Genomic DNA, 13,608 nt, shown 5'->3' on the forward strand with positions numbered 1-13,608 from the left:
CGACAACCGCGACTTCTGCGACACTAGCCTCGTGTGTCGCAGAAGTCGCTAGTGTCGCAAGGCCCAGCGGGCCAGAAACCGAACAACATGGCGAAACAGTCGGGGGCCGCGTGAGGACTTGGACGGGCCGCGTCGTCACGCAGGATGAATGGCGCAGGCTGACAAAGTGGCAACGGCATGGGCCGGATGGACGGCACTGGTGCGGCATTACCTTGACTTGGACACAACGGAAAGGCGACTGACATGGCAAAATCACTCGAACCGAAATCTGCCCACAACCCGGAACTAGCGCAGCGCAAAGCGCTGTCGTTCACAGTCCATGAAGATGACAACAACGCGCTAAAAATCGAAGTTGACGGCGACTATTCCCGTCTGTCGAACAAGGCGGTTGCTTTGGGTTTGATCGGCCAGATTGCAAGCCTTGGCTCACATGGCAAACGAGTGGATGAAAGCGCGTCCAACTTCACGCTTGGTTTTGTAGATGCGATGGAGCCAGGGGACGCAGCGGAAGCTTTGTTGCTAACCCAGATGGCGGCAACGCATCAGGCGACAATGATGCTGGCGCGGCGGTTGAACCATGTGCAAAACCTCGCGCAACAGGACGCCGCCGAACGTGCGCTGAACAAGCTGGCGCGAAGCTATGCAACTCAGATGGATACGCTCAAGCGCTACCGCTCGAAGGGCCAGCAAACTGTGCGTGTTGAGCGTGTCACTGTGGAAGATGGCGGGCAGGCGGTTGTCGGGGCTGTCGCAACGGGGGGGCGGGGCCGTGAAGAAAAGTGACGCTTACCCCATGCAAAGTGCCCATACCGCGCCCAGATGCACCGCGAGGTCTAAACGAACGGGCGAACCATGCCGTGCACCTGCCGTTCGAAGTTGGAATGTCTGCCGGATGCATGGTGCAGGCGGCGGGGCCAAACCCGGTAAAGAGCATCCGAACTGGAAAGAGGGCGCGCGCAGCGTTGAAACCACAAAACTACGAAAAAAGGTAAACGCGCTTTGCCGTGAAGCCCGAAACACAGCAGATAACATGTGAAGACGCAGCGTGTCACATGCCTGTTAGTTTTCTTGCAGTGGCTTTGCCTATCCCTTCAATTTTTGTCAGTTCTTCAATGGATGCCTTTGCCACGTCTTGCTTCGAAAGATAGCCAGCCTCTAGCAATCGCTCTGCACTTCTCCTACCGCAACCCGGCAATGATATCAGTTCAAAAACAATAAAGCGCTTACCCAAATCTCCACCCAAACTTACAGAAATTTCCGGGTTATCTAGTTCAAGGCGTTGAAGTTTTTTTAAAATTAAAGTTCTAGGCTCATCTGCCTCTACTATTTCGCGGTATCTAATTAAGAACGGAAGAAGTTCGCCACCGTCTTTAGGAACCGGGCCTATTGGACTCCACTGCGAACTATCTCTCATTAGCAGATCCAACTTACCTTCTAGCTTTGGCAACCAAATCCCAATGTGAGCAGGCACGTCGCTTGGTTCAGAGGCCGTTTCATTGTGCCGTAAGAGCCATTCAAGGGGGGTTGAGAGACTGAGCGTGATGGAAAGCTCCCAATGTGATATTAAGTCCGCGTTTTCGCGCGCATATTCACGCAGCGCTAAGTTCCGTTGCTCTGATGAAGGTGCATCTTTATTGGATTCAGCTTTTGAGCCGCGAGTTAACCGTCTTAGAAACCTCATCTTTTTTGAGCTTTCTTGATGCGCCGCCAAGATTTTACAGACAACACTATCCATTAGTTTGCAGACTCCAGCAAATAGTCTGTCCCTTTTCTGATTGATTCCCGTTCAAGGTAGGGCGCTAGGCTCTGGACCTATAAACGAGGCGAGGCTCCAACGGCAGCGTAAACCATATACCAGACGTTCGCCGAAATTGGGCGACCGACCGCTTTGCGGACGAAGCCGCCTTTTGCTTATGCGGCTATTGCTGGCGCAGAAGATGCTCGCAGGCGCAGCATGGTTCTCGCTGTGAAGCAGTATGTGTCGCCAGAGCGGTCACTGAAGGCCTGACACTCGCGAACCCAGGGCGAGGTGCCAGCCACGTCAGCGTAGCGAAAACAACTGCTCAGAAGCGTTGCTGGGCATCCAGAAAAGGAAAGCGGATCAGTCATTCGACCCGTCGAACTTCGGGCATTTCATATGCCTTGAATGCCTCCACATCAGGACGATAGGCGCGCACCAGGAAGCTCCAGCCATTTTCGGGCGTGGCGGCGTAGTTGGGCGCCAGGTCCCGACAGTCCTCCGCTCCAAAGGCAACGTCAAAAGAGCCGTCTTCGTTGGTCACGGCACCTTGGTTGGAACTGACGATATTGTCCTGGTCGGACATCAGATACTTCTCGGGACCGTAGAGGGTAATCGAGAAAAACGCCTCGACCGGCACCTTCGGGAAGGTCGCGGTGTAGCAGACGTCGCCCTTGGCATCCACCGGTCCGCCGGGGGCATACATGGCGTTTTCGTCGGCTGACAGGCCCCATGCGCCAGCGGTGACGTAGGTGAAAAACTCCCAGTCCTTCACGTCCGCCACCTGTTTTTGCATGGCACCGAAGAGATCGGGCAACTTGGAATACTCCACCAGCATCGCGGCGCGCACTTTTTCTAGAATCTCTCTGTCAAAACCGGGAAGATCCGCCTCTGGCGCTGCGCCGATGATCCTATATTGAGGTTGCAGTTCTTCCGTCACGAGCATGACATCTTCTTCCGTGCCATCGGTGCCAATCCGGATTCCGACGACGACAAAATCGGTTTCCATATCGTTTGCCGAGAACTCTCTCGTACCGCCTCCGTACAAATAGTAGGGAGTCATGTGGTCCTCGGTGATGATCTGCGCCGAGATGAAGCGATCACCAACATCGGGAAGCTCCAGGGTGAAACCATTGCGGGCGTTTACAACCCCAAGCGAATAGATCGTGTCATTGTTGGGCGAGACAACCCAGTGATCTTCCGCCTTGGTCAATGACGTAAAATGGAAGAATTCGTTGATGCCGGAGCGACCGAGAAAATCGGCCATGAAGGCGCGGCTCTCGGCGTTGATGTATTCGGCCGGGGACATTCCGTGCTCTCGCGGATCGGCTGCCCAGCCGGAGCTGTCGATGTCGGGAACTTCGGCGGCGACGGAGGTCGCGAAAGCCGTGCAAACAGCTGCTGTGAAAATCCTGTTCACTTTTTTTCCACCTTTGGTTGGTTGTCGGCGCCCGGTTCGGGAACGTAAGCGCGCGTGACGAAGTAGAAATCTTTACCTGTCGGAATTCCGTTTGTGCCGCCGCCATCGGGAGAGAGTGTAATGGTGTAGCTTCCATCCTCGTTCGCGTCAGCGCTGTATGAGGTACGATCATAGATGCCCGCATCGTTCGGAATAAGCAGCTTGTTGTCGACTCCGTAGAGTGTGACTGAGAAGTAGCCCTCATCTTTGACTATGCCCGCGGGAACGGTGACTTCATAGCTGGCATCGCCTTTCAACGGCTGCCCTTCGTCGTCGGTGAAGCTCAAGGCGTAACGAACGGTTTCCGAGGGAGTCCCGAGTTGACCCTGCATCACGCCCGCGGCCAGCGACAGTTCCCCGACATCGCCTGAGATTTTGCCAAATGCCTCGTCGGGGTTCACCACTTCGACCATCGCGGCGATCACATGTTCCGCGCGTTCGCGAATGTCATCGGAGAATTTCTGGACTGGTCTGTACATCTCGCCGTCACCACCTTCCATTGAGATTTCTCCGGAAAGCGCCATGACCTCGTCAAGGTTATCAACGACAACCATACGAGTCAGGACGAGTCCCTGATCCGTTTCGAGTTCGACTACGAAGAAGTCGCCGTCCGGCAAGTCGTACCCCGGACGGGTAAGGAGAATCGGTTTGTCGGGGTTCACGATGACGGCCGGAACATTATGCTTCATATCGAAAATGGAGATCGAGAAAAACCGGTCGTATTCCGGTGTCGTCATGATCGCGGGCCCGTCAGTCAGACTGAACCAGTTGTAGCCATAATTCACGGTGGCCTGCGGGGTGATAACCGTGTCGTCCTCGGGATCGACCAGACCGGTGAATACGAAAGTGCCCTTCTGATTATCCGCGAGCCAGTCCGTCATCATTTGGACCTGTTCCTGATGCGGGTATTCGCGAATGTAGTTTTCGACGGTGTCCTGGGCTACGGCGGTCGACCAGTTGGCTGCGCCCATGCCGAACGCAAACAGCGCCAGAAGTGATCTCTTGAGCTTCATGAATCCCTCCTCTGCAGCCTTTGACGAGGACCTAGCGCCGAAATTCTTTTTGCAGCAATCCATTTTGTGACAAAATGCATCCGTGGGATCGGAGCGTTTCCGGGAAATGGAGGAAAACAACTGAGCACGTCGATGATAACGGCGCGAACGCTCTCGGCGCTTCCTGGGATGGTCGCCGCACATTGTGGCGAGCGGCGGCTGGCTTATGTGTGCGAGGCGTCAGGTCTGCCGACCAGCTTGCCTCAAAACCTCCATCGCGAGTTCTATTTCCCGCAGCTTTCGCTACTGAAGTTCGTGGATGCCGCAGGTCGTGAATTGGGTGTCGCCCGCATTGGTCTGGAAGCAACTCACCAGATGACGGTACGGGACTATGGTATCTGGGGGGACTACATCCTTGCCGCCCCGACCTTAAGGGACTGTTTCAATCGCGCGATCAAGGTTTTTTTCACGCATTCGACCGGCGATACGTTCCAGCTTGTTCATGAAAGGGGGGGCATGCAGGTTCAATATCGAACGGCAGTCGCGGGCGCTCGTTCCTACGAGAACATTTCGCACATCGGGCTCGGCGTGATCGAGAGCGTCGTAAAACATTATACCGGTCAATCCTGGAGGCCAGGCCACGTTACTCTCGACTACAATGCAACGCGACATTTTGACCTCATCGAAGAAACGCTCGGCTCCCGGGTCAGTTTTGGCGGCAAACACGTCAGTTTCTTCCTGCCCGATCATGTTCTGGATTTACCTAATCCGGACAACCGATCAGAGGCTCGCGTGACGGCCCGCGAGGTCATACGCGCGCGCCGTGGCCACAGCCCAGTAACGCTCGCTGAGATTGTGAAAGAGGTGGTACGGATGTCTGTTCTGGAACAGATACCCAGTCTTGACAAGGTTGCGGCAGGGCTTGGCATGGGAGTGCGTACGCTTCAACGACGGCTGGACAATGAAGGTATGACCTTCAGGCAGATTGTCGATGAGGCCCTATTGGAATACTCGGTCGAACTTCTAAGTGAATCCGACATTCAGATTACCAAGATCGCAACAGCGCTCGGGTACTCCTCTCCAAGCCACTTTTCTCGCGCCTTTCGTCGCCAGACTGGCATTTCGCCAACGGTTTTTCGGAGAGCAGCCCTTCCTATAAGGCGATATTGAAACTGCGCTCTTCCCAAAAAGTTAAACGTGCGACAGGATGCCATTTTTTCAAATGCCGGATGTGCCCGCGACCGGCAAATTAGCCGCTCGATGCATGCTGCGGGCCGCACGAATGGCCGTTTTTTTTGCCGCGCGACGGCACGGCGGTTTTTGCATATGCAGCATTTTTCGCGCTGCAAGCGCACGCAGCCAAAACACGAACCCCCAGAAAGGGCTCAGTCCTGCCGACCGCTGCGGGAACCATGAAGGCCTGGTCTTAATTGGCGAACGGCAATAGCCGCACGCCAACTTGGTTCAGATGTCGATCCGTTCAGCAATGCTTAGCGCATCTTCCAGCTCAACGCCCAGATAACGCACTGTGCTATCGACCTTCGTATGGCCTAACAAAAGTTGCACGGCGCGGAGGTTCCCCGTCTTGCGGTAAATCTCCGCAGCTTTGGTCCGGCGCATCGAGTGTGTTCCGTATCCGCTGGGTTCCAGGCCAATCACTGTAACCCAATCACGAACAAGTCGACCATATTGACGTGTTGAGATATGCGGGCGGTCGTGGAAACGGCTCGGAAACATGAACCGACACCCAATCATCTTAGGAGATCGCACCCACACTATGACGGTATTTCTTGTGTTTTCAGTGAGTTCGAACTGAACGGGTTTCTTGGTTTTACTCTGGACTATTGAAACGCGTTCGCGAACGCGGTCATCTTTTACCAGATCTGCCACGGCGAGTTTGACCAGATCACAGCCGCGCAGTTTGCTATCAATCGCAACGTTAAATAGCGCAAGGTCACGAAGATAACCCGAAAGTTCAAGCCGCGCCCGGATGGCCCACACTTGTTTTGGAAGAAGGGGACGTTTTTGACCGATGATCCGGCCCTTGTTCCAGGCTTTGTGTTTTGGGGTAACTGCGGGAAGTTGGACTCTTGGCATAATATGCCCTCCAATCCTCCCTCCAAACCCAGACATCAGCACCGCGCTGACAAAGAGAGCATGGCATCAAGCTGAATGGCCGTTATCCGAAGCTGTTGGAACCCTGTTCCTCTGCCAGTGCATTCGTCCGCACAGAGCCCAATCTGGAAGTTGCTGCGCGTCGCTTGATCTGGTTGGATGCGCGGACAGCGGACGTAGACAGTGACGGCGTGGTTCGAATACGATGACTTCCTAAGAACTATGCCGCTGCGACGCAGCTTCTACAATCCGGCCCTTCGTTCGCCGTGCAGCTTGACCACCTGGCCTACGACGGCAGTGTGGACCTCGCTGGCGCAAAACCCCGCTTCGTTAAAAGGCTTCTCCGTGCTGCCGGCCAAGTTCGTGTTGATGTGCCGAAGGCACTTGCCCGGTTGCCTTTTTGAATGCGCGGCTAAAGTTGTTGGCCGTTTCGTAGCCGAGCATGGACGCCACCGCCGAGACGGTTTCGACGGCGAGCAACTCCTTGGCGCGCTCAATCCGCGTATCGTTGACGATCTGGCGAAACTGCAGCCCCTCGAGTTCAAGCTTTCGCTGAAGCGTGCGGACACCGATATCCAGCGAGCGTGCAACGGCATCAATCGACGCATCGTTCCTGTGTAGCCGAAGCCTGACAAGCGCGGCCACTTGCCCGCCAATGGTCTCGGGCGGTCCGCCCAACCGTTCGCGCGCGACATCGCCGAGCGTCGCCGCTATCCCGGTGCGCCCGGGCGAGTTTTCCACCTGCAAACATGACGCTTCGAACTGGATCCCAAGCCTTGGCGCATTCCAGATCACGGGGCAGGCGTAGGTGTCCTCTGCCTCGGTGAACATCGGCACCTTGGGGGTGTCCAGCAGTATCGCAGCGGGTTTCCAATCCTTGCCAAGGTAGGCTCTAAAGATGCTCAGGAACACGCCGATCGCCGAGAACCCGATGTCGGGGTAGGCGCGGTGCGAACGAAGGCCGAAGTGATAGCAGTAACGTGACCGTGTACCGCTTGTTTCAAGCCATGCACGGTCGGCGGAGGAATGGAACGGCATGACCGATGACGCGCGTTCAAGTGCCTGCCTCAAGGTCGGCGCCGAAAGAACGTACTGACCCCAGGCACCATAGTCCGCCACTGTCAGGTAAGGTGACCACAGCAACCCGATGTTCTGCTGGCCCGCAGATTGCGCCGCCTTGTGCACGAAGGTTGCCAGTGAATGCTCGGAGATGTAGCCCGCTCTTTCCTCCACGATGTGAAAGGGCAGATTCGCAGCATGGAGCGCCTCTGCAAGCAGCTTTTCGCCAGCGACCTCAAGCACGAACTGAGGCATGCCGCCGAGGGCCTTGGCGGAAATCATCGGTGGTAGCGCCATTTCGTGGCCCCTGCAGAAAAATCTAAACCCTGTCGTGAAATGATACGCAGCCGCCTGTTCGGTGTGCAAGCCTCATGCCGACGAACTGGGAGGCAGAAGAATGAACGCACAAACTTCAATCCGCAACGGCGTGACGGCTCGGTGTCTGGCGATTGGCATGAGTTTTGGACTGGTTGCTACGCCCACTTTTGCCCAATCCTTCAACGACACGGGAGATATCCTTGCCCGTTCGGCCGAAGTGGAAGACATCGAATATAAGATCATGGTGCAGCGGGCCACGCAGGCCGCGATCTGGGGGATGCCGGCTGCGGGGATGATCGATTTCCTCAAAGGCATCCGCCGCGATCTGGGCGGCGATTACAACGATATCGTGTATCTGAACAAGCCGTTTGACTCCAAACACGGGTTTCTGACCGCCAATGACGTAACTGCCTATGCGTGGTCGTCGATGACGTCGGAGCCCGGCCCCCTCGTCATCGAGGTGCCGGCGGCCACAGAGAAGGTCAACTACTTCGGAACCATCGTGAACGCGTGGGACGTGCCGATCGTCGATGTGGGGCCCGACGGGTTCGACAAGGGCGAGGGCGGCATGTACCTGATGCTGCCGCCCGGTTATGAGGGCGGCATGTCCGTCGAGGAGCTGACCGCCGCCGGATACTTTCCGTTTCAGACCGACACTTACGAGTACGGTTTCTCGTTTCGCCCCAAGCTTACCAACGGCGCGACGGACGCGGACGCGGCCGACTACGCGCAGACGATCCGGATCTACTACCTGTCGGAGGCCGACAACCCGCCTCGCAACACGTATCTCGAAGCCTCCGAGGTGCCCTATGACTCCTTGCCCTACTACAATCACACCTTCTTTGAGGATCTGAACGACTACGTTCAAAACAATCCGATCCGCCCGCAGGACAAGGTGATGGTGAACTTCCTCAAAGATCTCGGGATCGAGAAGGGCAAACCGTTCGAGCCGGACGAACTGCAGCTGAAGGCGATGAACGAAGGCCTGTTGCTGGCCTATGCGTCGATGCAGGCCTACTTCGTCACGCCGGGCAAGGCGATGGTGCCACTGTGGGTCGACGAAAACGGCACCATGAAGAACCAATGGCTGATCTGGGATTTCGCAGAAGGCCAGCCCGAGGCCGGGTTCCCCTATGAAACCGAGACGGAAGTGCTCGTGGATGCGCGGGCCGGTGGCAGCTATTTCTGGATCACCTACCTGCCCAAGCAGCTTGGCGGCGGCACCTTCTACCTGACCGGGCTGCGCGACAGCGCCGGGGAGATGTATGACCACACCCAGACATACAAACTGAATGTGCCGGCCGACACGCCGGCAGACGATTTCTGGTCGGTCATCGTCTACTCGATGGAAACCAAGAGCTTCATCCGCAACGTGGATCCGGTGGGCCTGTCGTCGCGGGACGCCGACAAGATGCAGGCCAACGATGATGGCTCCTACGACATCTATTTTGGGCCGGAAGCACCCGAGGGCCAGGAAAGCAACTGGATCCCCACGACAGAGCCCTATTTTCTTCTGTTCCGTCTCTACGGCCCCAGCGAGGGCTGGCTGGAGAGCGGCTGGATGCTCGGCGATCTCGAAAAAGTTGAATGAAGCAGGCCAAACCTTGCCTGAACGGAGGACTACATGAAAGCAAGACACCTGGCCCTTTGCGCGGCCTCTTTCCTCGCAGCACCAGCGATGGCGCAAGAATTCAAGGCGGATGTCCCGGACAATGTTCTGACGCCAGATCAGGTTGAAACCCAAACTCTTGGCTTGCTTGAGTTTTTCGACGGCATGCCGTCCGAGGACACCGTGCAAAAGGTTTTTGACAACCTCGATCTTCTACGGGCAACAACGGCGTTCCTTGATGGCATGAAAATCGCCTCGATGCGCGCCATGCTCCAGGGCTACGAGGACATGGGCGTGCAGCCCAACGAGGCCGTCATCGCGGAAAACCTTCTGGACGCGCGCTCCATCTGGCTGACCCCAAACACCACGACGATCTACATCGGTTCGAATGTCGACATTTCCGAAGGCCCGATGGTGATCGAAGTGCCCGCCGGCCTGCTTGGCCTGGTGGATGATGCGGCCTTCGATTACGTCACCGATATCGGTGCCCTTGGCCCCGACAAGGGCGAGGGCGGCAAATACCTGCTTCTGCACAATGATGACGAAACGCCGGTGCCGGACGGCTATTTCGAGCTGCGCACGAAAAGCTATGAACACTGGCTGCTGCTGCGCCGTTCTCCGGGCCCGGATGGGGAAACGGAAGGCCCGGTGGCCGAGGTCAAGGCGGGGCTGAACATCTACCCCCTGAGCGCGGCGGACAACCCGCCGACCGAAACCTTCTTCAATATTTCGGGCGTTCAGCACAACACAGTACATGCGAACAACGAGGCGTTCTTCGAAGAGATCCACGTTGCGCTGGAAAACAACCCCATCGGTGCGTTCGACCCGGAAATCGTAGGCACCTTCGCCGCGATCGGGATCAGGAAAGGCGAGCCTTTCCAACCGGATGAACGGATGCAGGGCATCTACAGGGAAGCCGCCGCAATCGCCAACGCAACGGCCCGCGCGATCACCTATGCCTCCCGCGATCCGGGCGTGTTCTTCTATGAAGACCGGCAGTGGAACTCACCATTCCAGCGCCAGAGCTACCTGTTCCTCGAAGACGGCGCACGCATCCTCGATGACAGGACCTACTTCTTCTACATGGCGACAGGCATCACCCCGGCGATGACATCCCCGCCCGTTGGAACCGGTTCGGTCTACGCAATGACCGCGCGCGACAAAGACGGCGCCTACCTTGATGGCAGCAAGACCTACAAGGTGACATTGCCCGCACCCGTTCCCGCCAAGAACTTTGCATCCTTCATGCTCTACAGCGGCCAGACGCGGTCCATTTTGGAAACCGATCAGCAGTCCGGTGGCATCGACTCGAACCGTCCGGGGCTGAAGGCCAATGACGACGGAAGCGTCTCCATCTATTTCGGGCCGGAAGCGCCCGAAGGTTGGGAAAACAACTGGGCGCAGACGATGCCGGGCCAGAGCTTCAATGTCATGATGCGCCTTTATGGTCCACTCGAACCATGGTTCGACAAGACTTGGCGTCCTGGCGATCTGGAACTGGTGGAATAGCCCAAAACGTCCATTTGAGTCGTCCACAATTGAGTTCATCACTCGAACGCTGACTGAGATTAAAGCGCGGCGCTGCCTCGGCGGCGTCGTCTGATTGTCGACGGCTTCGGGCTCGACTCGGCCGCCTGATGCATTAAGTCGCGAAATTTGCTCATGAGCGGCCGTTTTCGGGGCTGCCCGACGCTCTCGCTTGCGCCTGCAGCAATTTGATCTTTGTTGCGGTCAGCCCCATGCCACTCGGACGATAAGGGCAGACACCAGCTGTTCGCTAAAGGAGGTCGACCGGCCGCAGTGTCCCGCGACCTGTAAGTTCGCCGCTTGATCGATGCTGCCACCTGCACGAATGGCCGGTTGTTCTGCTGCGCGACAGCATGAAGTTTTTCGCTCATGCCGCATTTCTCCCGCTGCGAGCGCACGCAGCATAAAAACAAAATGGCCGGGTCGGGCTCGAAGCTGACATCTGACGGTTTTGGTTGGGCATTTAACCGGTTCTGGCATCTTCAATGACGGCTGTGCGGACGGAGCTGCCGTTCATTTATCGACAGCTCGGAACCAGATTTGGTAGGCTTTCCTTGTTGGAATTTCTCAGGAACGAAACCTCACATGCCCATGCCATGGACATATAGACACGCGTCAAAGGAATGGAGAGCGTTTCTCGATGATGCGAAAGAGCGCATGTGTCTAGAGTCAGACAACATGACCTACACCGCCGTTGACGCAGTACACTAGGTGTTTCGCCGTCGCCTGACTGCACAACAGGGCTTGGACTTCGCGTCGGTTCTGCCAAGTGTGCTTCGTGCGATTTTCGTGAACAATTGGGAACCTGCGGCGCATCCTGCTCGCTTCTCCGAGCGGACTGAACTGACGAGCGAAGTAAAGCAGGTTCGCGTGAACCACAACTTGACCCCGGACAATGCGATCGAAGCAACTGCATGGGCGATCCGGCGCTGCACGAACAAAAGAGACTTCGAGCGTGTGCTTCAGAAAATGCCCGAAGGATCAGACGCATTCTGGCACGTCGACGTGGATGACGCTTCGGAACTTGAACAACGAATAATCTAGTTGCGACGCAGCATTCGGTGACTTGGGCTCTTCTGACACCTTCGCTGCATGATCTACGAGCGGCTGGTCTGGGAGGGTATGCCGTTCGCTGCGCAGCGCACCAACTCGAAAAGTGCGGACTTTGCCGACCTTGCAGGGAAGGAAACCAAAGTCTGCTTTCGCTGTTCTGCAATGGAATTTCCAACGCATGAATTGGCTGAACTCCAAGTCCGGCATGGACCAAATCAAGGATGCTCAGTCGCCCTCGGCAACGCCCATTGCCCGGGCTTTCGCACGCCGTGCACGATAGCTTGGTAGCACGACCAGAATTGCAGCGATAACCAAAAGCGCCAGCGTCATCGGACGCTCCCAGATGAAGGCAACTCCATCATAAAGCTGCATTGAGCGCGCGAAGTTGTCTTCCATCATGCCCCCCAGAATGAAGCCGATCAGCAGCGGGGCAAGCGGGTAGTCCGCGAACTTCAGCGCGGTGGCACAAATTCCGAATCCGACCAGCAGCAAAAGTTCGGTGGCGTTGTTCTGACCGATGTAGGCGCCCATTAGCGTGAAAAACAGAATGAACGGGATCAGGTAGTTCCGCGGCACCGCAAGAACCTTGGCGATGTACGGAATCAGCGGCAGGTTGAGGATCAGCAGCACAAGGTTGCCGATGAACATCGACATGATGACAGCCCAGAAAATTTGGGGCTCGTCGATCATCAGTCGCGGACCGGGCGTGACGTTCAAAGCGATAAGTGCGCCCAATAGGATGGCCGTAGTACCCGAGCCGGGAATGCCAAGCGTGAGGAGCGGGACAAAGGAGCCGGTGCAGGCTGCGTTGTTCGCAGTTTCCGGAGCGGCAAGGCCCTTGATCGAACCTTTGCCGAACTCATCTTGCTCATCTTTCGGCGCAATGTTGCGTTCAACCGCATAGCCCAGAAAGCTGGCGATCGTGGCCCCTGCGCCCGGCAACACCCCGACAAAGAACCCTTGCAGCGATTGCCGCCCAATGACAGGCGCAATGGCCTTGGCTTCAGACGCCGTGATGCGAAGGTCTTTGATTTCGCCGTCGTCGCCTTGCAGATCCTTCGACTTCAACACCAGAAACAGGGCTTCCGGCAAGGCGAACATGGCCATGGCCAGCGTGATGAAACCAAACCCGGATTGAAGGTCCATGATGCCCATGGTGAAGCGCGGAAGGTTGAACAGTGCCCCTTCTCCGACGGTCGCCATGATCAGGCCGAGGATGGTCATGATCATCGCCTTTGCCACTTGGCCCGTGCCTGCAAAGGCGGCTATCGCGGACAGACCCACAACCATCAGGGCGAAATATTCAGCGGAATGGAACAAAAGCGCGACCGACGACAGCGCTGGCGCGAAGATCATGAGAAGCAGTGCGCCAATCGTCCCGCCTGCAAAGCTGGAGATGGCCGCGATAGTCAGGGCTTTTCCTGCCTTGCCTTGTCGCGCCATGGGGTAGCCATCGAAGCTCGACGCGACGGTGCCCGCAACGCCTGGCGCGTTTAGGAGTATCGACGAGGTTGAGCCGCCGAAAATCGCCCCGTAGTAGACGCCCGCCAGCAGGATCAGTGCGGCCGACGGGTCGCCCATGGAAATGGCGACGGGGATCATGATGGCGATGATGGACATCGGGCCCAACCCCGGCAACATGCCGATGAAAGTACCGATAAGACAGCCCGCGATAACCATCAGCAGGTTTTGGATGGACAGGGCGGTGGTGAGGCCGATCAGCAGTCCTTCAAGCATA

The 13,608-nt window shown here is 56.8% G+C and carries 11 protein-coding genes; 5 read left to right on the forward strand and 6 right to left on the reverse strand.

The annotated features are described in order from the left end of the window. Window positions 1–243: 243 nt before the first annotated feature. Window positions 244–783, forward strand: coding sequence for a hypothetical protein (locus tag ACXAG8_RS16835; RefSeq protein WP_475229528.1), 540 nt, complete (start codon window positions 244–246; stop codon window positions 781–783). A 265-nt stretch (window positions 784–1,048) separates the two neighbouring features. Here ACXAG8_RS16835 and ACXAG8_RS16840 read toward each other — a convergent pair whose 3' ends face one another. From ACXAG8_RS16840 to ACXAG8_RS16850, 3 genes are all read right to left on the reverse strand, one after another. After that, window positions 1,049–1,735: a helix-hairpin-helix domain-containing protein gene (locus ACXAG8_RS16840; RefSeq protein ID WP_475229531.1), complete on the reverse strand. Its 687-nt coding sequence runs from the start codon at window positions 1,733–1,735 to the stop codon at window positions 1,049–1,051. 370 nt (window positions 1,736–2,105) lie between these two features. Then, window positions 2,106–3,158 carry a DUF1214 domain-containing protein gene (locus tag ACXAG8_RS16845; protein WP_475229536.1) on the reverse strand — a complete coding sequence of 351 codons (1,053 nt, stop codon included), beginning with the start codon at window positions 3,156–3,158 and terminating at the stop codon, window positions 2,106–2,108. Continuing rightward, on the reverse strand, window positions 3,155–4,210 hold the full coding sequence (locus ACXAG8_RS16850) for a DUF1214 domain-containing protein (protein WP_475229543.1): 1,056 nt from the start codon (window positions 4,208–4,210) through the stop codon (window positions 3,155–3,157). Before ACXAG8_RS16850 ends, ACXAG8_RS16845 begins: the two co-directional genes overlap by 4 nt. 132 nt (window positions 4,211–4,342) lie before the next feature. Between ACXAG8_RS16850 and ACXAG8_RS16855 the strand changes: the two genes are divergently transcribed. Next, on the forward strand, window positions 4,343–5,359 hold the full coding sequence (locus ACXAG8_RS16855) for a helix-turn-helix domain-containing protein (RefSeq protein WP_475229546.1): 1,017 nt from the start codon (window positions 4,343–4,345) through the stop codon (window positions 5,357–5,359). Window positions 5,360–5,653: 294 nt separating this feature from the next. On the opposite strand, the gene ACXAG8_RS16860 is transcribed toward ACXAG8_RS16855, so the two are convergent. Continuing rightward, window positions 5,654–6,286, reverse strand: a complete 633-nt coding sequence (locus ACXAG8_RS16860; protein WP_475229549.1) for a tyrosine-type recombinase/integrase — start codon at window positions 6,284–6,286, stop codon at window positions 5,654–5,656. Between the two features lie 348 nt (window positions 6,287–6,634). Then, the gene (locus ACXAG8_RS16865) at window positions 6,635–7,660 is read right to left on the reverse strand and encodes a helix-turn-helix transcriptional regulator (protein ID WP_475229552.1); all 1,026 of its coding nucleotides are present in this window, start codon (window positions 7,658–7,660) and stop codon (window positions 6,635–6,637) included. A 100-nt stretch (window positions 7,661–7,760) separates the two neighbouring features. Between ACXAG8_RS16865 and ACXAG8_RS16870 the strand changes: the two genes are divergently transcribed. From ACXAG8_RS16870 to ACXAG8_RS16880, 3 genes are all read left to right on the forward strand, one after another. Further along, window positions 7,761–9,272, forward strand: coding sequence for a DUF1214 domain-containing protein (locus tag ACXAG8_RS16870; RefSeq protein ID WP_475229555.1), 1,512 nt, complete (start codon window positions 7,761–7,763; stop codon window positions 9,270–9,272). Between the two features lie 33 nt (window positions 9,273–9,305). Next, window positions 9,306–10,799 (forward strand): DUF1254 domain-containing protein, encoded by a 1,494-nt coding sequence (locus tag ACXAG8_RS16875; protein WP_475229559.1) that lies wholly within the window; start codon window positions 9,306–9,308, stop codon window positions 10,797–10,799. Between the two features lie 729 nt (window positions 10,800–11,528). Beyond that, entirely contained in the window at window positions 11,529–11,861 is a 333-nt protein-coding gene (locus tag ACXAG8_RS16880; RefSeq protein WP_475229562.1) for a DUF2267 domain-containing protein, read from the forward strand. 234 nt (window positions 11,862–12,095) lie between these two features. Here ACXAG8_RS16880 and ACXAG8_RS16885 read toward each other — a convergent pair whose 3' ends face one another. Then, the gene (locus ACXAG8_RS16885; RefSeq protein WP_475229566.1) at window positions 12,096–13,607 is read right to left on the reverse strand and encodes a tripartite tricarboxylate transporter permease; all 1,512 of its coding nucleotides are present in this window, start codon (window positions 13,605–13,607) and stop codon (window positions 12,096–12,098) included. Window position 13,608: the final 1 nt, after the last annotated feature.

The organism is Ruegeria sp. ABD4_443 (assembly GCF_056160865.1).

What these genes read in the sequence shown, in the direction of transcription:
- ACXAG8_RS16835 (WP_475229528.1), top strand. Translation starts at nt 244, where the DNA reads ATGGCAAAATCACTCGAACCGAAATCTGCCCACAACCCGGAACTAGCG.
- ACXAG8_RS16840 (WP_475229531.1), bottom strand. Translation starts at nt 1,735, where the DNA reads ATGGATAGTGTTGTCTGTAAAATCTTGGCGGCGCATCAAGAAAGCTCA.
- ACXAG8_RS16850 (WP_475229543.1), bottom strand. Translation starts at nt 4,210, where the DNA reads ATGAAGCTCAAGAGATCACTTCTGGCGCTGTTTGCGTTCGGCATGGGC.
- ACXAG8_RS16855 (WP_475229546.1), top strand. Translation starts at nt 4,343, where the DNA reads ATGATAACGGCGCGAACGCTCTCGGCGCTTCCTGGGATGGTCGCCGCA.
- ACXAG8_RS16860 (WP_475229549.1), bottom strand. Translation starts at nt 6,286, where the DNA reads ATGCCAAGAGTCCAACTTCCCGCAGTTACCCCAAAACACAAAGCCTGG.
- ACXAG8_RS16865 (WP_475229552.1), bottom strand. Translation starts at nt 7,660, where the DNA reads ATGGCGCTACCACCGATGATTTCCGCCAAGGCCCTCGGCGGCATGCCT.
- ACXAG8_RS16870 (WP_475229555.1), top strand. Translation starts at nt 7,761, where the DNA reads ATGAACGCACAAACTTCAATCCGCAACGGCGTGACGGCTCGGTGTCTG.
- ACXAG8_RS16875 (WP_475229559.1), top strand. Translation starts at nt 9,306, where the DNA reads ATGAAAGCAAGACACCTGGCCCTTTGCGCGGCCTCTTTCCTCGCAGCA.
- ACXAG8_RS16885 (WP_475229566.1), bottom strand. Translation starts at nt 13,607, where the DNA reads ATGCTTGAAGGACTGCTGATCGGCCTCACCACCGCCCTGTCCATCCAA.